At 52.3% G+C, this 23,082-nt stretch carries 18 protein-coding genes and 1 tRNA gene; 5 read left to right on the top strand and 14 right to left on the bottom strand.

What is annotated here, in order from left to right; genetic code table 11:
* Positions 1 to 6 precede the first annotated feature (6 nt).
* Complete coding sequence (locus QZ323_RS11400; protein WP_294634822.1) at positions 7 to 933, bottom strand: metallophosphatase; 927 nt, start codon at positions 931 to 933, stop codon at positions 7 to 9.
* A 59-nt stretch (positions 934 to 992) separates the two neighbouring features.
* Positions 993 to 1,766: a 5'-nucleotidase gene (locus QZ323_RS11395; protein WP_294634820.1), complete on the bottom strand. Its 774-nt coding sequence runs from the start codon at positions 1,764 to 1,766 to the stop codon at positions 993 to 995.
* A gap of 372 nt (positions 1,767 to 2,138) precedes the next feature.
* Here QZ323_RS11395 and QZ323_RS11390 point away from each other — a divergent pair, with 372 nt between their 5' ends.
* Both QZ323_RS11390 and QZ323_RS11385 read left to right on the top strand, forming a co-directional pair.
* Complete coding sequence (locus QZ323_RS11390) at positions 2,139 to 3,104, top strand: GNAT family N-acetyltransferase (RefSeq protein ID WP_294634819.1); 966 nt, start codon at positions 2,139 to 2,141, stop codon at positions 3,102 to 3,104.
* A gap of 21 nt (positions 3,105 to 3,125) precedes the next feature.
* On the top strand, positions 3,126 to 4,337 hold the full coding sequence (locus QZ323_RS11385) for a DegT/DnrJ/EryC1/StrS family aminotransferase (protein ID WP_294634818.1): 1,212 nt from the start codon (positions 3,126 to 3,128) through the stop codon (positions 4,335 to 4,337).
* Between the two features lie 17 nt (positions 4,338 to 4,354).
* On the opposite strand, the gene QZ323_RS11380 is transcribed toward QZ323_RS11385, so the two are convergent.
* From QZ323_RS11380 to QZ323_RS11340, 9 genes are all read right to left on the bottom strand, one after another.
* Positions 4,355 to 6,046, bottom strand: a complete 1,692-nt coding sequence (locus tag QZ323_RS11380; RefSeq protein WP_294634824.1) for a glycoside hydrolase family 43 protein — start codon at positions 6,044 to 6,046, stop codon at positions 4,355 to 4,357.
* A gap of 166 nt (positions 6,047 to 6,212) precedes the next feature.
* Positions 6,213 to 7,769, bottom strand: a complete 1,557-nt coding sequence (locus tag QZ323_RS11375; RefSeq protein WP_294634817.1) for a glycoside hydrolase 43 family protein — start codon at positions 7,767 to 7,769, stop codon at positions 6,213 to 6,215.
* Positions 7,770 to 8,176: 407 nt separating this feature from the next.
* Positions 8,177 to 9,274 carry a glycosyltransferase gene (locus tag QZ323_RS11370; RefSeq protein ID WP_294634816.1) on the bottom strand — a complete coding sequence of 366 codons (1,098 nt, stop codon included), beginning with the start codon at positions 9,272 to 9,274 and terminating at the stop codon, positions 8,177 to 8,179.
* Complete coding sequence (locus tag QZ323_RS11365) at positions 9,271 to 10,224, bottom strand: glycosyltransferase family 2 protein (RefSeq protein ID WP_294634815.1); 954 nt, start codon at positions 10,222 to 10,224, stop codon at positions 9,271 to 9,273. Before QZ323_RS11365 ends, QZ323_RS11370 begins: the two co-directional genes overlap by 4 nt.
* Positions 10,225 to 10,787: 563 nt before the next feature.
* On the bottom strand, positions 10,788 to 12,116 hold the full coding sequence (locus QZ323_RS11360; RefSeq protein ID WP_294634814.1) for a TolC family protein: 1,329 nt from the start codon (positions 12,114 to 12,116) through the stop codon (positions 10,788 to 10,790).
* A gap of 48 nt (positions 12,117 to 12,164) precedes the next feature.
* Entirely contained in the window at positions 12,165 to 13,262 is a 1,098-nt protein-coding gene (locus QZ323_RS11355; protein WP_294634812.1) for an efflux RND transporter periplasmic adaptor subunit, read from the bottom strand.
* A 124-nt stretch (positions 13,263 to 13,386) separates the two neighbouring features.
* Positions 13,387 to 14,631 carry an ABC transporter permease gene (locus QZ323_RS11350; RefSeq protein ID WP_294634811.1) on the bottom strand — a complete coding sequence of 415 codons (1,245 nt, stop codon included), beginning with the start codon at positions 14,629 to 14,631 and terminating at the stop codon, positions 13,387 to 13,389.
* 166 nt (positions 14,632 to 14,797) lie between these two features.
* The gene (locus QZ323_RS11345; RefSeq protein WP_294634810.1) at positions 14,798 to 16,057 is read right to left on the bottom strand and encodes an ABC transporter permease; all 1,260 of its coding nucleotides are present in this window, start codon (positions 16,055 to 16,057) and stop codon (positions 14,798 to 14,800) included.
* A gap of 71 nt (positions 16,058 to 16,128) precedes the next feature.
* Entirely contained in the window at positions 16,129 to 16,845 is a 717-nt protein-coding gene (locus QZ323_RS11340) for an ABC transporter ATP-binding protein (RefSeq protein WP_294634809.1), read from the bottom strand.
* 177 nt (positions 16,846 to 17,022) lie between these two features.
* Between QZ323_RS11340 and QZ323_RS11335 the strand changes: the two genes are divergently transcribed.
* On the top strand, positions 17,023 to 17,994 hold the full coding sequence (locus tag QZ323_RS11335; protein WP_294634808.1) for an ROK family protein: 972 nt from the start codon (positions 17,023 to 17,025) through the stop codon (positions 17,992 to 17,994).
* Positions 17,995 to 18,292: 298 nt separating this feature from the next.
* Here the strand turns inward: QZ323_RS11335 and rplS are convergent, their stop codons facing one another.
* The 3 genes from rplS to QZ323_RS11320 all read right to left on the bottom strand — a co-directional run bounded on the left by rplS (position 18,293) and on the right by QZ323_RS11320 (position 20,644).
* Complete coding sequence (rplS, locus tag QZ323_RS11330; RefSeq protein ID WP_294634807.1) at positions 18,293 to 18,646, bottom strand: 50S ribosomal protein L19; 354 nt, start codon at positions 18,644 to 18,646, stop codon at positions 18,293 to 18,295.
* A gap of 139 nt (positions 18,647 to 18,785) precedes the next feature.
* Complete coding sequence (locus QZ323_RS11325; RefSeq protein ID WP_294634806.1) at positions 18,786 to 19,676, bottom strand: hypothetical protein; 891 nt, start codon at positions 19,674 to 19,676, stop codon at positions 18,786 to 18,788.
* Between the two features lie 134 nt (positions 19,677 to 19,810).
* Positions 19,811 to 20,644, bottom strand: coding sequence for a S1-like domain-containing RNA-binding protein (locus QZ323_RS11320; protein WP_294634805.1), 834 nt, complete (start codon positions 20,642 to 20,644; stop codon positions 19,811 to 19,813).
* 462 nt (positions 20,645 to 21,106) lie between these two features.
* On the opposite strand from QZ323_RS11320, the gene QZ323_RS11315 reads away from it, so the two are divergent.
* Together QZ323_RS11315 and QZ323_RS11310 are read left to right on the top strand one after the other, a co-directional pair.
* On the top strand, positions 21,107 to 22,108 hold the full coding sequence (locus QZ323_RS11315; RefSeq protein WP_294634804.1) for a malate dehydrogenase: 1,002 nt from the start codon (positions 21,107 to 21,109) through the stop codon (positions 22,106 to 22,108).
* Positions 22,109 to 22,938: 830 nt separating this feature from the next.
* Positions 22,939 to 23,011: transfer RNA gene (locus QZ323_RS11310), tRNA-Phe, on the top strand.
* The last annotated feature ends 71 nt before the right edge of the window (positions 23,012 to 23,082 follow it).

Here is a 23,082-nt window from a genome sequence, read left to right as displayed (position 1 = left end):
ATGAGGTTACTTGGATGAAGATTTAGAGGTTTTATCTTGGGTTAACGTCAGTTTCAGCATACCAACATAAATACCGCTTTTTCCAGAGTGCAGCACAGGCACATTTTCACCGTCCTTGTTCAGATAGATGACCGGCTCTTTCATGAAGGTATGAGTGTGTCCGCCCAGAATGGCATCAATATGATTCGTTTTCTGTGCCAACTCCACATCGCAAGGAGCGTTCTCCAGCTGATAGCCAAGATGGGACAGGCAGATAACGACATCACATTTTTCTTGGTTCTTCAGGATGTCCACGGTTTTCCGGGCCGCTTCGATAGGGTCGTTATAGACCACCCCTTCACACTTATCGGCTTGCACCAGCCCTTCCATCTTTGGGGCGAGGCCGAAGACACCAATGGTCAGTCCGGCGCGTTCGAGGATGACGTAGGGTTTTACCAGGCCTTCGAGCACGGTGCCCGTCACATCGTAATTGGCACATACGACGGGGAAGCGTGCCATGCGGAACAGGCGTGCCATGTTCTCCAAGCCGAAATCAAATTCATGGTTGCCAATCGTCATGGCATCGTAGCCCATGAGGTTCATCATCTTGATTTCCACCTCACCTTGAAACATGTTATAATAAGGCGTTCCCTGAGAGATGTCCCCACAGTCGAATAGCAACAGGTCGGGATTCGCCTCACGCGCTTCCTTTATGAAAGTAGAACGGCGAACCGTCCCTCCCATGCCAGCATTGCGGTCGGCTGCACGGGCGGCAATAGGTTCGATGCGGCTATGCGTATCGCTTGTCTGCAATATCACCAGCTGCTTGGTGCCTTGGTCCGAATCGGGAGTCAGCAGACAAAGAGGTTCCTGATGAATAGCTCCATTGGATTGCTGTGCTGAAACCGGAAGGAGACAGCCGATTGTCAATAAGATAAGAATATATCGTTTCATGAATGATAAATATAAGCGTTATGATTTCTGGTTTAATGGTTTTAAAAAAAAGCGGGTGATCACTCGTCCTTCACGATCACTCTGCCCTCCATACGGGAGGTTATCTTCTTTCCTGCTGCAGTCTGACGTTCCACGTAGTCCATGAACAGGCCGCGCAAGGTGGCTCCTTCGGGACACTCCCGCTTCTCCGCCTGGGGTAAAGCCAACATACCGTCGTTTCCATCGGCCAGGTAGTCTATGGTGGCAATGGTATAGAGCTGTTCATCCTCTACCGGGCGACTGCCGACCGTGCCTTGGAACAGTCTTCCGTCTTTTGTTATCACGAGTTGTACTCCGCTGACCCCTTCACCATGACGCACCGCAATATTATTAAACAGTTCTTTCAGATAGACACCTTTCATGGTCAGCACGCAAAGGGAGTTTTCAAAAGGCAATATCTCATAAATGTTCTCGCAGGTAATGGGACCTTCGGTCAACACATTGCGCAGTCCACCCATATTCACCAATCCCATGTCGGCAGGCTTACCCAGCACCTGTCCGGCAGCATTACGCAGCACGTCGGCCACCAGATTGGAAAGCAGGCTTTCGGGTGCTCCCTTGTCCATGCTCATTTCCGCCGTACCTACCACACGATACATGACACTGTCAACTTTTGCCTTATACCCGGCCAGCAACGTCACAGCCTCGGCATCTGGCTTCGCGTCCCATGTAGAATCAATGGCTACCATCGTGCCTTTCGCTTGTACCACTTTATATGCAGATTCACAGGAACTCAGTGACAGTACAATCAGCAAGAGCGCACAAGAAATAATTTTCAAGGTCATTCTTTTCATTTTGTTCAGTTTTTTTAGATGGCTACAAATATACATAATACTATTTTCATCCCATCGTAAAGGGAAGAAAAAAGGTACTTTTTTCTTTTTTTCGGACTATAAGAAGAGAAAACCAATAATTTTTAATCATATATGTCTATATTTGCACTATCCGTACCCATCAAAGGCATCATCCGTACCCGGCAGAAGCATCGGGACATGCCTATATGTACGAAAACAGGAATGCCCGTATGGCCACCGGAGCAAAACACCGCAGAAGGCGGAGCAAGACAGCACAGAAGGCGGAAGAAAGGCAGGAGAAAAGAAACGAAAAAACAGATTAATATCAGATTAATATCAGAGAAGCTTTAACGCTATCCTACAAATAAAGACATGGGAATTAGTAGAACAACCATCCCCAAATGGAACATAGTCCGCTATTCGGCAGAGGACAAAGAGCGCTGGAACCGCTTTGTCTGCCACTCCAAGAACGGGACATTTCTATTGCTGCGTGAGTACATGGATTATCATGCCGACCGTTTCGAGGATTGCTCCCTGCTCATCTATTGCAATAAAAGACTAATAGCCGTATTGCCGGGCAATATCTCCGACAGCTGTTTCTATTCCCATCAGGGGCTGACTTACGCCGGAATGGTCATGTCTCCCTCCATAACCTTGCAGCAGGTGAGGGATGCGTTCCACGCCGTACTCGGATACCTGCAAGAAGAATACCATCTGAAATCATTCATCTATCGCGCCATACCCCACATCTATCATCGCTATCCAGCGGAAGAAGACCTGTATGTCCTCACCCGTATGGGAGCCACACTTACCGCCCGTAGCCTCTCATCAACCATCGCCCCTGCCGACCGGCTACCCTTCCGCACGCTCCGCCGACGCCAGCAGAAAAAGGCCCTGGCACATGCCCTGACCATCACCGAAGACGAAGACTTTGCCTCTTTCTGGGAGATACTGGAAGCAAACCTGCACGAACGGTATCACACCTCCCCCGTACACACCCTGGAAGAGATCTGCCGGCTCCACCGGAACTTCCCCCAACAGATCGCCCTCTTCCGCGTATGTAATGGTAAAGAGACCTTGGGCGGATGCGTCGTCTACGAGACGGAACAAGTGGCCCACGTGCAATACATCGCCGCCTCTCCACTCGGAAAGAAACAAGGCGCACTCGACTTACTGTTCCAGCAACTGATATGCGAGCGTTATGCCCACAAACGCTACTTCGACTTCGGCATATCCACCGAACAGGGCGGACAGATACTGAACGAAGGACTGCTCTTCCAGAAAGAAGGTTTCGGCGCAAGGGCAATCCTATACGACATCTATGAACTAAAACTCTAACCTCATCCACCAACCGAACCCATGATAAAGTACTTGGACCTGCAACAGCTCAACGCCTCTTTCGAACCGGCCCTCTCCGACGCCCTCGCGCGCGTCTCCCGCAGCGGATGGTACCTCTACGGTGAAGCCACAGCCCGCTTCGAGCAAGACTTCGCCCGTTACTGCGGAACCGTCCACTGCATCGGTACCGGAAACGGACTGGATGCCCTCACCCTCATCTTCCTCGCTTACCGCGAAGCAGGAACGATGTCTGCCGGAGACGAAGTGATTGTCCCCGCCAACACCTACATCGCCACCCTGCTCGCCATCCTGCGCGCCGGTCTGAAACCCGTGCTCTGCGAGCCTTCTCCTGCAACATGCAACATCGACACCGCCTATGCCGAAACCCTGATTACCCCGCGCACACGTGCCATCCTGCCCGTCCACCTGTACGGCCGCCTGGCAGACATGCAGGGAATACACGACCTCGCCACCCGCTACGGACTGAAAATCATAGAAGATGCCGCACAAGCACATGGAGCTATCTGCCTTAAAGCATCCCAAGCACACGGTAGCATTCCCTGCGAAGACTTCCGAAGAGGCTGCATCATTTCCAGTGAAAGCCTTCGAAGAGGCGAAGAACAGCCTTTGCGTGCCGGCAACCTGGGTGATGCCGCTGCCTTCAGCTTCTACCCCGCCAAGAACTTAGGCGCACTGGGAGACGGGGGAGCCGTCACAACAAACGACGCCCACCTTGCCACTCTCATCCGTGCCATTGCCAACTACGGTTCCACAACCAAATACATCCACCAGTACCCAGGCATCAACAGCCGCCTGGATGAACTGCAAGCAGCCGCCCTCTCCGTAAAACTTCCCCGCCTGGACAAGGACAATGCCCGCCGCCGCGAAATAGCCCGCCTATACCACGAACATATCCACTGGGGACGACTGCACCTACGGAACAACATCGCCCCCCAGGGCATCGGTGCAGACAACGTTTTCCACATCTTCCCCGTCTTCTCTCCCCACAGGGACAAGCTACAGCAGCATCTGGCCGCGCATCACATCCAGACACAAATCCACTATCCCGTCCCGCCTCATCGACAGGCGGCGCTACGACAGGCGTATGGAATGCAGAAACTCCCCATTACGGAACGCATCCATAACGAGGAGTTAAGCCTTCCCATCTCCCCCCTGCTGACGGACAGAGAGATCGGAAGGATTATCGATTGCATAAATTCCTTTATACCATAACCGCTTTTTACTGCAGATTATTCCACAAGGATATCATTGGCCGAAGTAGCATACAGACCGAGCAGGCAACCTGTAAATCCTCCGGCTACATTGGTTGAGAGAATATCACCAGACACGATGCCGCCCAAGCGTACAAAGCGGTCGCCACCGGTAGAGTAACTGAATTCATAGTCATCGCCTGTTCCCTTCACTTGCAGGCGAATCGGTTCTTTCAACTCCACCTTGGTGCTGGCAAGCACTCTCGAAGTACCTCTTTCTGTCCTCTCCAGTACCAGATAGAAGTCTTTATCCTTTTTGGTCACACCAAACACATAGTTGAACCTTTCGCTCTGTGCGCAGGTAATGCCTGCCAAGTCCTTTTCCGATTTCGGAGCGTATTTCAGTGTTGCAGTAAAGGAGAAGTTGTTGTGCTGCTGTCTGTGGAAGAGGGTTGAAGTGGGTTTCACCTCCTTGATGGTCACGGGGAAGGGAGTGATTTGCAAACCACCCTCCTTCAGCACGGAGGCAAACTCCTCGCGGGGACCCCGCAAGCCAATCCAGCGATAATCCAACTGTGGAGACGTGAAGTTCTCAGTGAACGTGAAGTTGCCGTTAGGGAAGTAACCCTCTTTGCCCGTCTTGTTCTCCACGCCTTCGGGCATGTTCAGTTTAGGTTCCATCGGGATAAGTCCGTTCTCGAAGACAGGGAACTCACCTGACCAGTCCACTGGCAGAATGAACGTCTCACGCCCCATGTTCACTCTTCCCTTCTCGTTCGGACGTATCGCCAGGAATACACCATAATACTTGCCGTCGGGCGTCTCTACCAGGTCAGCATGGCCTGCCCAGTCCACTTTGTTCGCACGGTCGGGATTCAGATACCGCTGGCTCAGGATGGGATTGCTCGGAGCAGGCTTATAGGGTCCCTTGGGGGTATCGCTGACAAAGATTACCTCGCTGTGCCAGCCACCCGTGCCGCCTTCGGCACACATCAGGTAGTAGCGTCCGTCTTTCTTATAAAGATGTGGCGCTTCTATCCAGATAGGCTTCTTTGCCAAGTCCACTCCGCCGTTCACGATGATGCGGTCTGTTCCGGCTATCACTTGGTCGTTCTCTACATCATACTCCCATATCTTGATGACACGATGCCCTTCATAGAGCGCTTCGCCTCGGTTAGGGGCGTCGTTATGAACCACGTATGCCTTTCCGTCATCATCGAAGAAGATGGAAGGGTCTATTCCTTCAAAGTTCAGCTTCACCAGATCGCTCCAGCCCTTGAAGGGGTCTTTGGTCTTCACGATGATATTCCCGAAGTCTCCGGCAAACTGGGTTGTAATCATGTAGAACGTATCGTTATTGGGATTGTACTTGATGGCGGGGGCATACACACCGGCGCTGATGCCCGTGTCGTGCACTTTCAGCTGTGAGGTGCGGTCAAGCACATGGCCTATCTGCGTCCAGTTCACCAAGTCTTTGGAATGGAAGATGGGGACACCGGGGAACATGGCAAAGGAGGAGCAGACCAGGAAATAGTCGTCGCCCTTGCGGGTGATGGCCGGGTCGGGATAGCAGCCCTGCAAGATGGGGTTGTAGAACTCACCAGCCTTCAGCGGATGCTCATTGTAGACTTTGTCGTCTCCCTGATAGACCACTTGCGAGAAGACGGGGGCGTTCTTTACTTTCTTACTTTTGCCATGTTGGGCAAATCCTCCTGTAGAGAACATTGCCATACAGAGGAAGAACAGGATGACCTGTCTGCCTGTCGAGAATATTACTTTTTCTTTTTTCATTGCTAAATACGGATTACTGATTTATAATTGTTTGCTCAACTTTCGCAAGTTCAAGTTTCGCAGGAAACAAGGTGACGAGGAGACGAGGAGACGAGGAGACAAAGGCTCACTCTCCAGCGATACGGAAATAGTCGAAGTCCACATAACCGCCTGCCGTCTGCGTTGCATAGTTGAAGAGGCCGAAGCGATATCCCATGAAGTGCGGAATGGTATAGGCCATCTTGAGCCGGCTGCCTATCTTCACCCACTTCTTGCCATCCAGGCTATAGTAGAAGTCCGCTTCGTCCGCCCGTTCCACGAAGTTGCAAGTCGCTTTCAGGAATACGGTATTTTGGTTCAGCGGCAGGCTTTCCACCTCCTCCGGCTTGTCGGTCTGTGCGCTGACCATGACCAGTTTCTTCACGCCGCCTTCTGCCTTCACGCCTACCAGCCCGTACTTCTTCTGCAAGAGGGCAAGTCCTGCGAAGTCTCCCTCTTTCATGGCAGACAGGTCGAGGGAAGTGGTCGCAGAGCAGGCGGGACCGATGGTGCGTTGCGTCAGGGTGTTGCGTGCCTGCAGGAAGTCATTGTCCAGGCGGCCGGTCTTCAGGCGGAGATGGCCCTTGCGTTCGCTGACGGACCAGAGGGAGTTGTCGGGGTTATGGTTCCACTGCCAGACCAGGGGCAAGGCGGCGTCCCCCTTCTTGCGGGTAAACTCGTCTGAGGCGACAATGCCCGGAATCAGGCCTTTGCCGGCAGGAAGTTCCAGCGTGTCGGGCACTTTGCCGTCGATGCCGAGCACGGGCCAGCCCTCTTCCCACTTCACAGGAACCAAGTAAGGGATGCGCCCCACCGAACCATTGTCGCGGAATAGATAGGCAAACCACCTTCCGTCGGGGGTATCGACCAGGCCACCTTGGGCAACGCCTTTGTCCTGAAGGACGACCTTGCCTTCCCACGGTCCGTCCATGCTGTCGGAGCGATGGACGACCACGGTGCGCATTCCGCCCTTGGGCCAGGTGATGTTGAAGAGATAATACTTCCCGTTCACCTTGAAGAGCTGCGAGCCTTCGGCAGGCAGGCTGACGTTGTTGCCCGAGGGGGCACTGGCGTTTTCGATGAGTATCCGCTCCGTGCCTTCCTTGAGGCCGGACAGGTCGTCTTTCAGTTCGGCTACGTGCAACCGGCCTCCGCCCCAAATGATGTAGATGCGGCCGTCATCGTCGAAGAAGACTGTGTGGTCGTGATGGGCGGGGGTGAAAGTGGTGGTGGTCCAGGAGCCTTTCTCTATGTTGTCGGTGGTGAAGACGTATGTCTTTCCGGTGGTCTGGGCAAAGGTGGTTACGTAATACCTCTTATTATGATAACGGATGCAGCTTGCCCAAGAGCCTCGCCCGTAGGTGCTCTTGCCACCGGTGAGGTTCAGTTCGTCCATGTCGTCGAGGACGTCATAGCAGTAGCTCACCAGTTGCCAGTTCACGAGGTCTTTCGACTTCATGATGGGGACGCCGGGGGCCATGTGCATGGTTGTGCTGCTCATGTAATACGTGTCTCCCACCCGGACGATGGACATGTCCGGCACATCGGCATAAATCACCGGATTGCCGGCACGGCGGGTTTGCGCAAGAATCGCGCCACTATAGGCAATGACTGCCAGTAGAAAAATACAAAAACGGTTTCGCATGGTCATATCTTTTTTCGTTAGAGTTTTCGGTAGCGGGAAGTATTCGTCAGCGAAGCATCCGGTCCGGACGCCTGAGGCTGAATCTCCCGACAACAAATATACACAAGATTTTTGAAAACAGGATTCGGTTATCTAACATATTCCTTTGCCGATATTACATCATGGGGGAGATTTATATCATTTTTCTTTGCTCATGTTACATCATACCTTAAGGGGGGGGCTATGCGACAGAGGAAAAGGCATGTCCGTGCGAAAGGTGAAATCCGTCCGACGAAGGGTCAATCTGCCCCTCGCGCATGCGTCCCGAAGGGAGGAAGAAGGACTGCGAGGAGGGGGAAAGTGTACAGAAAAAAGCCGACACGAGGATAGAAGAACGAGGCAAAAGCGAGACAAGGGCGGGACGATGTTTACCGTCTGCTCCAGAAGTCGAGGTAGCGGCGGGCCACCTCGATGTGGTCGTGATGCCGTGCCACGTATTCGATGCTCTGTGCCGAGAGTTCGGGGATGCGTTCGCGGTGGAGGACAAGGTCTTCCAGCTTCCGGTAGATGTCCTGCCGGTCGGGCAGGACGTTGATGATGGGGCGTAGGCGGGGTTCGTTGATGATGTCATAGTTTTCGGGTTCGCCGCCTCCCACTACGGTCAGGCCCTTGGCCATGGCGAGCAGGGAGTTCATGGAGGGGGTGTAGGAGTAGAGTTGGTCCAACTGGACGTCGGCGTCGTCCATCAGCTGCCGGTAGCGGTCGTAGGGGACGTCGTGCACTTCGGTGATGCGGCAGAGGTCGGGGTATCGCCGTTGCACCTGGCGGAGGACGGGGAGCATGATGTCCGTTCCCTTCAGGTTGCTGCGTGCCGTCTGCACGCCGACGAAGAAGTTGAGGACTTGGGGCACGGCGCGCACGCGCGGGACGATTTCGCGCCGGTCGATGGGCAGGGGGATGAAGACGGTCTTCCGGGGGAAGTGGGGCCGGTAGGAGACGTAGTATTCCCACAGGCAGGCGATGATTCCGTCGCAGGTCTGGGCAATGGCGCGGGTGGCGCGGGCGGAGGCGCCGTGGTACCAGTCTTGGAGGGTGACGCGGTTGAAGGGGGTGTCGCGGTATCGGTCGCCTATCTTGAAGTCGGAGTATCGGAAGGTATCGGTCTCCATGCAGGCGCGGGCGTAGTAGTAGTCGGTGCCGAAGGCGCCCAGGAAGACTTTGCCGTTGTGGCGCTTCAGGTAGCGGTAGACGGGCAGGGTGCGTTCGCTCCGCAGGCGGAGGAAGTAGGGGCTGATGAGCTGGACTACGTCGTATCCGCGGAATTCGGGCAGGTGTCGCAGGATGCTCAGGAGGCAGGCGATGCCGTGGCGCAGGCTGTCGGTCGGGCGGTCGAGGGCGATGTCGCGCGGGTAGTTGCGCCAGCCGCAGCCGTCGGAGGCTACGGTGACGTGGCATCCTAAGGCGCGCAGGCCTTCGGCAAGGTTCCAGTGCAGGCCGCTAAATTCTCCGAGTAGCAGTATTTTCATAGGCAGGTGGGGTATAGGGGTTTGTATCTTCGTAAGAACAATCGGGCATAGAGGTTGACGAGAAGGGCTGTGAGGCGGTACTTCCAGCCGTATGCTTGGTGGGGCAAGGGCAAGAGTCCGACGTGCTTGATGAATGACAGCCGGCGGTTTATCTCGTTGATGCGGCATCGGTCGTACCGCATCCGGCGGATGTAGTCTATCGTGAGGAAGCGTATCCTGCGGCACAGGGCTTTCTCGGGCAGGGTGTTCGGCTGCGCGGAACTGTGGAGTGCTTTCAGGCGAAGGAGCATGAAGCAGAAGGCGTCCATTTTCTTAGAGCGGGCGAGCGCTGTGTCGGGCAGAGAGCGTGAGTCGGGCAGAGAGTTGTAGCCGTAGGGCAGGCAGCTGTAGCCGTAGGCCTGACAGGGGGCTACGAGCATGCTTCGGGCGTGGTAATAGGCTTTGGCCACGAATTCTTCGTCTTCGAAGAGACTGGTCTCGCAGAAGGTGAGGCGGGCTGCTTCGAGCATGTCGCGGCGGAAGAGGTGCGCCCAGACGACGCCCAGGAAGTTGGTGGACAGCATATAGTGGGGGCCGGAGGGGTATCGGGTGAATGTGGGCGGCTGTACGTGGGGCTGGGGAGGCGGGGCGGGAGTCGTGCCGCGCCGTATCTGGCGGAAGCCGAAACGCAGGATGTCGGGCGAGTGCTGCCTCAGGAGTGTCAGGCAGGGGGGGAGGGCACGGGGCAGCAGGATGTCGTCGGCATCGACAAAGAGCAGGTACTCGCCCCGGGCCTGCCGCATGCCGTTGTTGCGCGCGCCGCCAGTGGTCCGGCCGGCATCGTCGGTGATGATGATTTCGTATTCTTCTTCCGCCATCCCCTGTCCGCGTATGGAGTCGAGGGCGCGCTGCAACAAGGCAGGGTCTGCCTCGCCGTAGAAGGGGATGATTATGCTGACGAATGGATTCATACGGCAAATATACATGAAATCGGTCAGAATGGATATAGGGATAGGGGGAAAAAAGAAGGAGGGGCGTTTCGGGGAGGCGTTTCGGGAGAAAGGGGGAGGTTTTCCGGGCGAAAGCGGAAGGTTTTTCGGAGGAAAAGGGAAGGCATCCGGCATGCCAAATAGCGCGTCTTGCGGGGGACGGCCGAAAAAGGGTTCACGGAAATATGATGCATGGCTGAAAAACGGTTCACGGAAACCGGTTAAATAAGATTAATATTTTTGTCGAAATTTCATCGTTTTTCAGCCACTCCGCCGCCACTACCCCCCCCAGTACCCCGCCAGTACCTCGCTAGTACACTCCCAGTCCTAACGACTGGTGTTAAAATGGAACCGTAGCGTTAACATATCGGCTCCATAGTATCAAAGGATGTTAAATGGCGTTTTCCCGCTGCGTTATAGTTGCATTGTTGGATTTGAGTGTCCACACAGGGCTTGCCATCCGCAGCCTTCTTGCACGCGACGCGCAGTCTTCCCGCACACATCCCGCAGCCTTCCCGCACGCGACGCGCACCACTCCCCGATACCTACTCGATCGCCACCCCCTTATAGAAATCCAGTATCTTCGTACGGAACAGGTATTCATACTTCGCCTGCAGCTCGTCGGACTGTGCCCTCATGAGGTTCTGCTTCGCCTCGTTATACTCCACGGCGGTCGCCTTGCCGTTGTCGTACTTCTCGCTCATCAGCCTGAACGCCTCCTTACTGGCCTCGGCCGCCGTACGGCTGCTGGTGTACTTGCTCTCGGAGGCCAAGGCGGTGTACCACGCCTGCTGTATCTCCTTGTAAAGCGCCTTCTTCACGTTGTCCAACTGCAACGCATACTCCTCCTGCTGAAGCCGCGCCACACGCACCCGGTTGCGGGTGGAGAAGCGGTTGAAGACGGGCACGCTGAGGTTGAAGCCCACGTACTTGCTGAAGTTGTCGCGCATCTGCCGGCTGAAACTGCGCTCAAGCGTGGAATAGTAGTTCGTCCCCAGACTGCCGTTCAGGCTGAGCTGGGGGTAATAGTTGCTCTGCGCGATGCGGATGCTGTGCTTGCTGCCTTCCAGACGGTATTGCGCGGCACGCACGGCTGCCTTTGCCGTCAGGGCGGTCTGATAGACCTCGTCCGGCGGCGTCAGGACGGGCAGGTCCGACATCGCCGCCGGACGGGGCAGCGCCAGTCCTTCGGGCGTCTCCAGCTCGATCAGCTGGCTCAGGTCGAGCAGTGCCAACCGGTAGTTGTTGTCCGCCTGCACGGCATTCATCTCGTCCTGCGCCACACGCGCCTTCGCCTCGGCCACTTCGGCGGGCGACGCCTTCCCCAGCTCGGCAAGCCGCGTGAGACGTGCCAGTTGCTCCCGGCTCAGCTCCACCTGTCCGAGGGCCACCTGGTGCAGCTCCTTGTCGAGCAGTGCCAGCAGGTAGGCGGAGGCCACATTGATGGAGATGTCCTCCTTCGCCCTCTCCAAATCCGCAACGGCGGCCTTGAAGTTCAGCTTGGCCAGCGCATACTGGTTCGGAAGCTCCAACCCGGTGAACAGGGGGACGGTGGTGGAGAGCGACATGCTGGTGCTGGTGCTGTTCGTATTGACGTACACCGTAGAATAGTCGCCCGTGGCCTCATCCTTCACCGCCGTCTGCGTGCGTCCCCAGTTCCAGTTCTGCCCCGCTCCGCCGTTCAGGTTCGGCAGGCGCGCCCACTTGGCGGTGTTCACGCCCACTGCGCTCTGTTCCGCGGCATTCTCCGCGCGACGGATCTCTATGTTATGGTCGATGGCATGGTCGATGCAACGGCGCAAGGTCCATTCCTCCTGTGCCTGTGCCCAGACAGCGCACGGCACGAGGCAGGCTATAATCAGTCTCTTCTTCATCTTTCTACAATTCTATGGGGTTATGATAAATGGTGCCGCGACACCCGTTTAGTCTTTCTTCTCCGCACCGCGCACGCGGCTCTTGCCGTCCACGCCCTCGCGGATGACGATCTTGATGCCGTCGCTCATGCCTACACGCACGGCGCGGCGCTCGAACTTCTGCTGGGGCACGCTGTCCGTCAGCAGATACACAAACGTGCTGTCGCCGCTGAACTCAATCGTGCTTTCGGGCAGGGTGAGCGCCTGATGCGCACGCTCGAGCACAATCTCCGCATTGGCCGAATAGCCCGAACGGACCACCACCGAGTCCGGCACCCGCACGGCCGCCTTTATCTCAAACTGGTTCGCACCGTTCTCTTCCACCCCCTTCGGAGAGATGTACTCCAGCGTCGCGTCGAACGACAGGTTCTGCAGCGCGCCTATCGTCAGCTTCACCGGCATGCCTTCGTGCACGCGGCCTACCTCGGTCTCGTCAATCTTTCCGCGGAATATCAGGTCGTTCATGTTGGCCACCGTGGCAATCGTGGTTCCGTCGTTGAACGTATTGCTCATAATCACCGAGTTGCCCGCCTTCACCGGAACGTCCAGTATCAACCCGTCGATGGTGGAGCGGATCAGTGTGCTCGAGAAGGAGGCGTTGCTCTTGGTGATGCCCTCCTTCACGATCTCCAGATTATCCTTTGCCGTCTGTAGCTCCTCGCGCGCCTGCTTCACGCTCACCTCCGCCTTTTCGTACTCCTCGCGGCTGACCAGCCGGTCATTGAAGAGTTTCTCCATGCGGGCAAAGTCCATCTCTCCCTGACGGGCATTCAGCTCCGCCAGGCGCACGCGGCTCTCTGCGGCATTCAGTGTCCCCAGCTCGGGAATCACCTTCACCTTGGCTATCACCTCGCCTTTGCGGACGTTCTGTCCGGCTTCTTTGTAGACTTCATCGATGATACCCGATATCTGGGGCTTGATCAGGATCTCGTCTCTCGGCTCTACCTTTCCGGTTGCCACTGTTGTTTTCTCCAGGTCGGCCACCGCGGGCGCCACCGTTTCATAGAGCGTCACCTTCGGCCTGGACTTCCGGTAAAGGAACACGAACGTAAAGATGAAAATGGCAGCCACAACTGCCAATAATGCGATTTTCAGATACTTTTTCATATGATTCTTATGTTATTGTTTTTCTTTTCTCATATTATTTATTTGCTTTTCCCATTGTATTTATGTTCTTTTCTCATATTATTTATTCTCTTTTCTCATTGTATTGTCACGGTTCGTCTCTCTTTTATTCATCCCGGATAGCCTCGATGGGCTTGATAGCCATCGCGCGGTAGGCAGGGAACAGTCCGGCAAGCACCCCTAAGAGAATCAGCAGCGCACAAGTGCCCACAGCCAGGCCGAACGAGACCTGAAAATGAGTAGTGACACGCCCCGGCTCGTTGACCGCCGTCTCCATCACCTGCAACACCAGTACGGCAAACGAGATGCCTGCCATGCCGGCTATGGAAGTCAGCACCATGCTTTCCGAAAGGATCTGTTGCAGGATGTCCTTCGGCCGTGCACCGATGGCACGACGGATACCGATCTCTGTGGTCCGCTCGCGCACCGTCACCATCATGATGTTCGACACACCAATCACTCCGGCAAGCAACGTCCCCAGCCCCACCATCCAGATCAGGATACGGATGCCGGTCATCAGATTGTCCACCATAGAGAACATGGCCTCCGCATTCAGCATCATGACCGCCTGCTTGTCGTCCGGCGAGATGTAATGGGCTGCTTTCACGATGCGCTCCACCTTCTCCTGGACGTCTGTCACCTTGATGTCCGGCTTCACCGTGAAGCACACCACGTCTACGCGGTTTCCCAAGTTGTAGGCCTGCTTCATGGTCGTGTAGGGCAAGGTGACCGCTTCTTCGGCGTCTCCCTGTATGTTCATGTTGCTTACGGACATGCACATGCCGATCACCTGATAATAGATGCCGTCTATCCGGACGTATTTCCCGCACGGATCTTCACCCGGACGGAACAGCCCTTCGTACACCCGCTTGCCTATGACGCAAACCTTGCGTGCCTCCTTGATATCTACATCATTGATGAAACGTCCGTAGGCAAGTTCCTGGTGCTCTATATGCTCGTAGTCAGGATAAAGCCCTTTCACACTGCATTCGTACTTCTTATCTTCGTACACAGCCGTCCTTCCCCAATAGGCGAAGGAGGGCGTGATGACGTCTATCTCCGGAACCCCACGGCGCAGGCGGTCTATATCCGCAAGTTCCAAGTCCCACCAACGTCCTTTCCGGAAGCCTTTGTATGCTTCTCCCGTCCGCTGCGCGGCCACAAAAGCCGAGTTCGTAGCAAAACCCCTGAACTCCGAGCTGATGGCCTCCTGCATGGCCTGTCCGCCACCAGTAAGGGCAACCAGCATGAATATGCCCCAGAACACGCCGAATGCCGTCAGCAGACTCCGCGTCTTGTTTCTTGTAATCGTAATGAGGATTTCCTCACAAGAATCTATGTCTATTCTCATAATATGCTTGTTTACATATATTTATAGCATTACAGAATACCTTTTACAGTATAGTGGAATACCTTTTATTGTATAATGGAATACCTTTTATAGTGCAACAGAATACTCTTCGAATATTTCTGTTCTTGGTCATTATCGGGAATGAACAGTGGTTATCAATCCGTCATCAATCCGCCCTCAAAGCCTCTATCGGCCGTATGCTTACCGCTTTCCTTGCAGGGAAGAAGCCTGCCAGTGTTCCTGCAACGATTAAAGTCAGTGTGGCCTGCACGGCAATGCCCAGGTCGACAGTCGGGTCCGAAAACATGGTCTGCTGGAACAAGCCTGCATCCATCGTCTGCTTGCCAAAGGCGGCATTCATCCATTCCGTGACAGCGATGCCCGCCACCATGCCTATGTAGCCGAACAAGGTAGTTATGGCAATGCTCTCCACAATAATCAGCCAAAGTATGGACAACGGTTTCGCCCCCAATGCCTTACGGATGCCGAACTCACGCGTCCGCTCCTTCACGGTAATCAGCATGATGTTCGAAACGCCGACAATGCCGCTCAGCAACGTGAAGATGCCGATCACCCAGATAGCGGTGCGGAGTATCCCCATTGCATTCTGCGTACGCATGTAGTTGGTGAAACGGTTCCAGATCCAGATCGCGCTATTGTCCTGAGGGTCGAAACGGCGGTTGGCTCCGATCACTTTACGGTAGGCGCTCTCAAACTGTTCGTTGCTCTCTATCGTCTCCAGATTCTTCGTGGTGAAGATGATGCTGTTCAGCTGTTCTCCTTTGTTATAGATGCTTTGCAAGGTGGAAAAAGGGATATAGGCTTCGCTGTTGCCGCGGTCTCCCTGGTCGTTGTAGATGCCAACCACCTGATAGGCCACACCGCTTGCATTGACAAACTTGCCGATAGGTTCGGTATGCGTCTTGCCGAACAGGACTTCGGCTGTTTTCTTGTGTAGGACAATGACTTTCCGGCGTTCCTTCAGGTCGTTCCGGTTGATGAAACGTCCGTCGGCAGTCTTCACGGTCTCTACCTCCGTATAGTTGGGATGCACGCCCATCAGGGAGAGATTCACATATTCTTGCCCGAAACTGAGGTTCACGTTGTCCTGCCGCACGGTGGCTCCGGCACTGGTCACGTGGTCCGGAAAGAATTTTTCGGTAGCCTCCAGGTCGCTGTTCTCCAGGCGTACACGGCGGCCCTCCTTCAGTCCCTCATAGGGCTTGGACGTCCATCCCGGATAGATGCGGATAGAATTGAGGGCACGCTCCGAAGAAGAGTGCTCGAAAGCATGAATAAGACCGTTTCCAGCACCCAACAACACAATCAGCATAAAGATGCCCCATGCCACGGCAAACCCTGTAAGGAACGTACGCAACTTGTTTCTCTTTATAGAGCTGTATATTTCTTGAAAGATATCTAACATAATGAACTAAGATTTGAAAGATGAATAAGCCGGTCGTTTTTCACTGTTTTACTCCATGAAAACGGTCTGTCTTACTTCATGAAACCGTCTTTTCCGAAAGGAGAAGCGTCATGATTCAGGTTCTCTTCTATACTGCCGATGATACCGTCCTTGATGTGAATAATCTTGTCCGTCTGGTTGGCAACCCCGCTTTCGTGAGTGACTACGACAATCGTCATCCCAGTCTTGTGCAGGTCTTTCAGAATCTGCATCACTTCGACGGAAGTCTTACTGTCGAGAGCACCGGTCGGTTCGTCGGCAAGGATAATCTGCGGCTGGGTAATCAGTGCCCGCGCAATGGCAACGCGCTGTTTCTGACCGCCGGACATCTCATTGGGCATGTGGTGCGCCCACTCTTTCAGCCCCAGCCTATCCAAATATTCCAAAGCCAGAGCGTTGCGCTTGCGCCGCCCCACCCCTTGATAAAAAAGCGGAAGCGCCACGTTTTCCATCGCATTCTTAAAAGAGATGAGATTGAAGGACTGGAAAATGAAACCAATCATTCGATTCCGATACTCCGCCGCCTTGCTCTCGCTGAGGTCCTTTATTAACGTATCGTTCAGGTAGTATGCACCGGTATCGTAGTTGTCCAGAATACCCAATATATTAAGTAGTGTAGATTTTCCCGATCCCGAAGCCCCCATAATGGAGACAAACTCGCCCCGCTTAATATTGAGGTCGATACCTTTGAGCACATGCAAGGGTGCTCCGTTGTTGTAGGTTTTGTTAATGTCTTTCAGCCGTATCACGTATTTCTCTTGTTTTAGCCAGTTTTCTTATCAATTTTTACTGTTAGACGCAGCCATGTTACGAAAAGTTGCAAAGCGAGCAATTTTTTTTATAAAAGATTTTGAAGTGTCGTTTTTCTTTGTGTAATTTGTAACCATAAACCAATTAACTAACCCTTTAAATGAAATTTTAATATCATGAATTCGAGCATGGAGAAACCCTACGTAGTAGGTATTGACATAGGCGGAACGAACACCGTCTTTGGTATTGTAGATGCACGTGGAACTATCATCGCAAGCGGTTCCATCAAAACTGGAGCCCACGATCAAGTAGATGCATACGTGGATGCTGTCTGCCAGAATTTGTTACCCCTGATTATCGCAAACGGTGGTGTGGAAAGGATAAAAGGTATCGGTATCGGTGCTCCCAATGGCAATTACTATAACGGAACCATCGAATTTGCCCCCAATCTGCCTTGGAAAGGCGTAATCCCCTTGGCAGCAATGTTTGAAGAACGTTTGGGCATCCCCACAGCACTGACCAACGACGCTAACGCCGCCGCCATAGGCGAAATGACTTACGGTGCCGCACGAGGCATGAAAGACTTTATCATGATCACCTTAGGAACAGGTGTCGGCAGTGGCATCGTCATCAACGGCCAAATGGTTTACGGACACGACGGCTTTGCCGGAGAGTTGGGACACACCATCATCCGCCGCGAAAACGGTCGCCTCTGCGGATGCGGACGTCACGGCTGTCTGGAGACGTATTGCTCAGCTACCGGTGTGGCACGCACTGCACGCGAATTCCTGACTGCACGCACCGAACCCAGTTTACTGCGCTCTATCCCCGCCGAAAACATCACATCAAAAGACGTGTATGATGCTGCCGTGCAGGGTGATAAACTGGCACAAGAGATTTTCAACTTCACAGGTACCATCTTGGGTGAAGCTTTGGCAGATGCCATCGCCTTCTCAAGCCCCGAAGCCATTGTTCTGTTCGGTGGTCTGGCTAAATCCGGCGACTACATCTTCAAGCCCATTCAGAAAGCCCTTGACGAAAATGTGCTGAACATCTATAAAGGCAAAACCAAACTGTTGGCATCCGAACTGAAAGACTCTGATGCTGCCGTATTGGGTGCCAGTGCCTTGGGTTGGGAACTGAAATAAGGTTCATCGGATATCGGGAGATGCAATCTCTCCTTCGATAACCCATGGAAATGGAGGTGTATCCTATTGTAGCATCACCTCAAATGCCAAAAGGTTCTGATAAGAATCATACCTTTTTATTCGAAATCCTCCTTTTACCGAAATAACGGAAAAGGAGGATTTTTCATACGGCAATGCCCGCTTCGCATGCCTCAACCGACCGATTCGTTTCTGCCGAACAGATGCAAAACAAAGCAATAAAAAAGGGAAACCTGACAACAGGCTTCCCTTTTTTATTTCGAAATCAGATTTGAACGGATTAACCGTTAACTCTTTTTTCTTTGATTCTTGCTTTCTTACCGGTAAGAGCACGCAGATAGTACAATTTAGCGCGACGAACTTTACCAATCTTGTTCACTTCGATGCTATCGATAGCCGGTGATTCAATTGGGAAAATACGTTCTACACCTACAGTACCTGACATCTTGCGGACAGTGAAACGTCTCTTGTCACCGTGACCGGAGATTTTGATAACAACACCGCGATACAGCTGTACACGTTCTTTGTTACCTTCGACAATACGATATGCTACCGTTACAGTATCACCAGCCTTGAATGCCGGATATTGCTTGCCTGTAGCAAATGCTTCTTCTGCAATTTTAATTAAATCCATTGTTATTGTTCTTAAATTGTTTAATCGTTACAACGCAACATACCAGGCTTCTCTCTATGTCCTGACAGCGATTGCGCGAAAGCGGTGCAAAGGAACGAATTATTCAGCAGATACACAAATAATTCGCTCACTTTTTTGCTCAACGGCGGTCGCCTGACGAACGGCTCGACCGACTCGAATTGCCGCTTCTTGCGGAAGAAGAGCCGCTACTGCGCGTGTTGTTTCCGGAAGAACTCCGCACGCTGGAGGACCTGCTTTCGCGGCGTCCGGTATCCGTCGTTCGGGTCGTGTTGCGCTGGGAGGAGTTTGTATTGCTACGCGATGTGTCGGCACTGCTGCGCGAAGTGCTGGTAGTACGCGAAGTGCTCGTGTCACGTGGGGTACTGCGACGCGTTGATGTCGATTCTTTCCTTGCTGGTTCGCGGCTTGTACCAGGACGTATGTTCACCGAACCGAAATCGGAACGGCGATTCGTGATATAGGACTTATTGTCACGAATACGATAGGTGCCGTTGTAGGCAGAGTGCTTATAGCGTCCCTTGTAATAACTGGCATTGTGGAAATGCGTGCGATAGTGGGCGCCCGCATACTTATGATAGTGATAAGGACGGGGAAAGAAGAAATGGTTATGATTGGTGTACGTGATGTAAACACGGAAATACCAATGGTTGCCACTGGTATAAATCGGTCTGTAGAAATAGTCGGCACGTATGAAGCGACCGTACTGGCGACTGCTCAACACCCAACGAAGGTCGTCGTTGCGCACGTCCAGATAGTCGTAATAACGGTCGAGTGCCCACTCGTATCCCCGCAATACGTCGTCCATCACATAGCGCACACCGGAGATGAAATCGTAATTGATTTCATAGACATCGTTGTATTGTTCGTCGCTAAGATTCAGCTCGTATGCCATCTTGTCGGTCAGGAAGCGGGTTTCCTTACGTACTCTGCTATTGCTCATAGCCTCTGTGCCGGCATTGCATAGTGCAACGTTCATAGCGGCAAACAGGATAAATAATATTCGTTTCATACTCATAATTTTTACTTCGTTCATGAATACTTGTTCTTTGTTGAGAACAAATATAAGAGAGGATTATCACTTATCCGTTTATTTCTCTCTATTTGTGAATAGGGATTTCCCTAATCCGTTTAGGCGTTCCAAGCCTATGCCCGTGCGATTCCGTCTTCCAGCAAGAGGATGAGACGTTTCTTGTAGAGATCGCCCACTGCTTTCTTGAAGGTCTTCTTGCTGACACCGAAAGCGGAATAGATCTCCTCTGCCGGACTTTTGTCGTTCAGGGAAATTCGGCCGCCATGCTCCTCTATATATTGGAACAACGTTTTCGAGAAATCGCTCACTTTGGCAAGTCCCGGCTTCTGAAGCACCAAGTCTATCTTGCCGTCTTCGCGCACCTGCTTGATGAATGCTTTCACTCTGTCTCCTGTATGAAGAGACTGGAATATCTCGCTGTCGTACAGTAGTCCGCTATACTTATTTTCAATGATTGCCTTGAATCCCAAGTCCGTCTTCTGCCAAATCAGTACGTCCACTTCATCTCCCGTCTGATAAGATGCCGGCTCCTTGGAGAGATAACGGTCTACCTTGGCAGAAGCGACAATGCGGTAACTTTCGTCATCCAAATGGGCATGAATGACATAGCGTTTTCCAACCTGCATCTTCATCTTCTGCTCGCGAAAGGGTACGAACAAGTCTTTCATCAGTCCCCAGTTCAGGAATGCACCGTATTCGTTGACCCATGCCACTTCCAGACAGGCAAATTCACCCACCTGCACTAACGGCGTCAGTGTGGTGGCTACCAGCCGTTCATCACCATCCAGATAGATAAATACATTCAGTTCGTCACCCGGTCGGCATTCCTCGGGTACATAACGCTTCGGAAGCAGTATTTCTCCATCTTCATCGCCATCCAGATAGACGCCGAAATCTACTTCTTTGACAACCTTCAACAGATTGAATTTTCCTAATTCGATATTCATAGCTTCTTTCATTTCCGGCAAATATAAATGAAAATCGTGAGAATCTCACACCGACAGGATAAAGATTTCTTTCTTTAGAGAAAAGATAGTATAAACCGGAGGCAGTACAACAGTACAAAAATAAGCATACTTACTCTATTTTGTACACTGGGACGTAATGCGTCTTCGCCATCCGGCAAGGAGAACACCTGCCTAAGAGAAGTGGAAGCAAACATATTCTTCCTCAACATCGGCATAAAGTCTGTTTTTACAGTCCAAATAAGGGCTATTCGAACCTAAAACAGCGACAAAATGATGTCGGACAACATTTTACTTCCGACTTATGACATACTCGAACACCGGATATAACATTTTAATTTGAGTTATAACTTTTTTCTATGAACAAATATCCTCAAAAACAGTTATTTTTGCATCCAGTAAGTAGAAACAAAAAGAACATTCACCTTTAAATACATAAAAATTATGGAATTTCTGACAAACGAAAAGCTCACTATCGTAGGAGCAGCCGGCATGATCGGCTCAAACATGGCACAAACCGCCATTATGATGCACCTGACTCCCAACATCTGTCTGTATGATCCTTATGGACCGGGACTGGAAGGCGTAGCGGAAGAACTGTATCACTGCGGTTTCGAAGGCTTGAACCTCACCTTCACTTCCGACATCAAGGAAGCACTGACCGATGCCAAGTATATCGTATCTTCAGGAGGTGCTGCCCGCAAAGCCGGCATGACGCGTGAAGACCTGCTGAAAGGGAATGCTGCCATCGCTGAGGAGTTTGGAAAGAACGTAAAGGCATACTGCCCCGACGTGAAACACGTGGTAGTCATCTTCAATCCTGCCGACATCACCGGACTGATCACCCTGCTCTATTCCGGTCTGAAACCCTCACAGGTAACCACACTTGCCGCCCTCGACAGTACCCGTCTGCGTAGCGAGCTTGCCAAGTTCTTCCACATCTCACCGGACAAAGTAGAGAACTGCCGCACATACGGCGGACACGGAGAACAGATGGCTGTCTACGCTTCTACTGCCAAAGTTGACGGCACACCCTTGCTGGACATCATCGGCACTCCTGCCCTGAGCGCAGAGCAATGGGCTGAAATCCAAAGCAAAGTAACCAAAGGTGGTGCGAACATCATCAACCTCCGCGGACGTTCTTCTTTCCAAAGCCCGGCTTACGTATCTATCGAAATGATTGCTGCCGCTATGGGTGGCAAACCGTTCCGCTGGCCTGCCGGCACGTACGTGCACAGCCATGGTTTCGACCACATCATGATGGCTATGGAGACAGAAATCACAAAAGATGGCGTACATTACAAAGAACTGAACGGTACTCCGGAAGAGGAAGCCAAACTGAAAGAAAGCTATGCCCACCTCTGCAAGTTGCGCGATGAAGTGATTGAAATGGGCGTACTTCCTGCCATCGAAGACTGGAAGAGCATCAACCCGAATATTGACTAACAATATAGGAAAGGAAACTCCTTCCCAAACAACTCTCAAACAAAGCCTCCCTCTTGCGCCAATTTTCATTGGCGCAAGAGGGATTTTCCTTAAAGGAATCAAAACATACTCACTTTTCTTTTATAGCTACCCCAATACATTCCCCCAATACGGTTTCTTACTGACACCGGCACTTTTCTCCAAACCTTAGGTTCAGTAGGCTGAAGTTAAGGTTTAGCAACGTAAACGTGAACTTTAGCCCCTCCGAAGTAGATGGTTTTATTCCGTGAGACGGATAATTCTGCCTCGTGAGACGAATAAAACCATCCCACGAGACGATTTTTTTCGGTCCACGAGACGATTTTATTCAGCTCACGAGACGAAATTTGTCGTTTGGCAAGACGAATATCACAACCTCCACACGCTTTTAATCGGACATTTCGTAACGACTATCTATCAGCATTACAGCAAGAAAGAAAGTATGTTTCCCTATCCATATACCCTTGCAGATATTTTATCTGCAAAAGATATATGCAAGCCTATAACAAACTGTTTTACAGAACAACAAGCACAAAATCCTTGCAGATGGCAGACAAAAAAAACACTGGAAGGGAAGAGGGAGGTGATGGCACGGCTTTCATTTAAAAGAGTTAAAACCGCTACTATTATGTATGATGTCGTCATCGGACGTATATTGGCTTTAGCTCCCAAGCCAAATTGTCGGCTGATACCTCCCGCTAACTCCTTTAATTCCTGTAAATGAAAAAACCTTGAGATTTTTCTTTTATTTTTTCAGGAATATTTTGGTGTATAAAAAAAACGTTTTATCTTTGCACCCGCAAACCGAAAAAGGTGCCATAGCTCAGTTGGTAGAGCAAAGGACTGAAAATCCTTGTGTCCCCGGTTCGATTCCTGGTGGCACCACTTATAAAGTAGGTAGCGGAATGTAGCGCAGTTGGTAGCGCACTACGTTCGGGACGTAGGGGTCGGGCGTT

The sequence above is a fragment of the uncultured Bacteroides sp. genome, from assembly GCF_910585845.1.
Lineage (GTDB): Bacteria > Bacteroidota > Bacteroidia > Bacteroidales > Bacteroidaceae > Bacteroides.
The sequence above is the reverse complement of the archived record's forward strand: the minus strand, read 5'-3'. Positions and strand labels throughout refer to the sequence as shown.

What these genes read in the sequence shown, in the direction of transcription:
- rplS (WP_294634807.1), bottom strand. Translation starts at nt 18,646, where the DNA reads ATGGATTTAATTAAAATTGCAGAAGAAGCATTTGCTACAGGCAAGCAA.
- QZ323_RS11400 (WP_294634822.1), bottom strand. Translation starts at nt 933, where the DNA reads ATGAAACGATATATTCTTATCTTATTGACAATCGGCTGTCTCCTTCCG.
- QZ323_RS11350 (WP_294634811.1), bottom strand. Translation starts at nt 14,631, where the DNA reads ATGAGAATAGACATAGATTCTTGTGAGGAAATCCTCATTACGATTACA.
- QZ323_RS11375 (WP_294634817.1), bottom strand. Translation starts at nt 7,769, where the DNA reads ATGCGAAACCGTTTTTGTATTTTTCTACTGGCAGTCATTGCCTATAGT.
- QZ323_RS11390 (WP_294634819.1), top strand. Translation starts at nt 2,139, where the DNA reads ATGGGAATTAGTAGAACAACCATCCCCAAATGGAACATAGTCCGCTAT.
- QZ323_RS11355 (WP_294634812.1), bottom strand. Translation starts at nt 13,262, where the DNA reads ATGAAAAAGTATCTGAAAATCGCATTATTGGCAGTTGTGGCTGCCATT.
- QZ323_RS11335 (WP_294634808.1), top strand. Translation starts at nt 17,023, where the DNA reads ATGAATTCGAGCATGGAGAAACCCTACGTAGTAGGTATTGACATAGGC.
- QZ323_RS11320 (WP_294634805.1), bottom strand. Translation starts at nt 20,644, where the DNA reads ATGAATATCGAATTAGGAAAATTCAATCTGTTGAAGGTTGTCAAAGAA.
- QZ323_RS11395 (WP_294634820.1), bottom strand. Translation starts at nt 1,766, where the DNA reads ATGAAAAGAATGACCTTGAAAATTATTTCTTGTGCGCTCTTGCTGATT.
- QZ323_RS11325 (WP_294634806.1), bottom strand. Translation starts at nt 19,676, where the DNA reads ATGAAACGAATATTATTTATCCTGTTTGCCGCTATGAACGTTGCACTA.
- QZ323_RS11370 (WP_294634816.1), bottom strand. Translation starts at nt 9,274, where the DNA reads ATGAAAATACTGCTACTCGGAGAATTTAGCGGCCTGCACTGGAACCTT.
- QZ323_RS11345 (WP_294634810.1), bottom strand. Translation starts at nt 16,057, where the DNA reads ATGTTAGATATCTTTCAAGAAATATACAGCTCTATAAAGAGAAACAAG.
- QZ323_RS11365 (WP_294634815.1), bottom strand. Translation starts at nt 10,224, where the DNA reads ATGAATCCATTCGTCAGCATAATCATCCCCTTCTACGGCGAGGCAGAC.
- QZ323_RS11385 (WP_294634818.1), top strand. Translation starts at nt 3,126, where the DNA reads ATGATAAAGTACTTGGACCTGCAACAGCTCAACGCCTCTTTCGAACCG.
- QZ323_RS11360 (WP_294634814.1), bottom strand. Translation starts at nt 12,116, where the DNA reads ATGAAGAAGAGACTGATTATAGCCTGCCTCGTGCCGTGCGCTGTCTGG.
- QZ323_RS11380 (WP_294634824.1), bottom strand. Translation starts at nt 6,046, where the DNA reads ATGGCAATGTTCTCTACAGGAGGATTTGCCCAACATGGCAAAAGTAAG.
- QZ323_RS11315 (WP_294634804.1), top strand. Translation starts at nt 21,107, where the DNA reads ATGGAATTTCTGACAAACGAAAAGCTCACTATCGTAGGAGCAGCCGGC.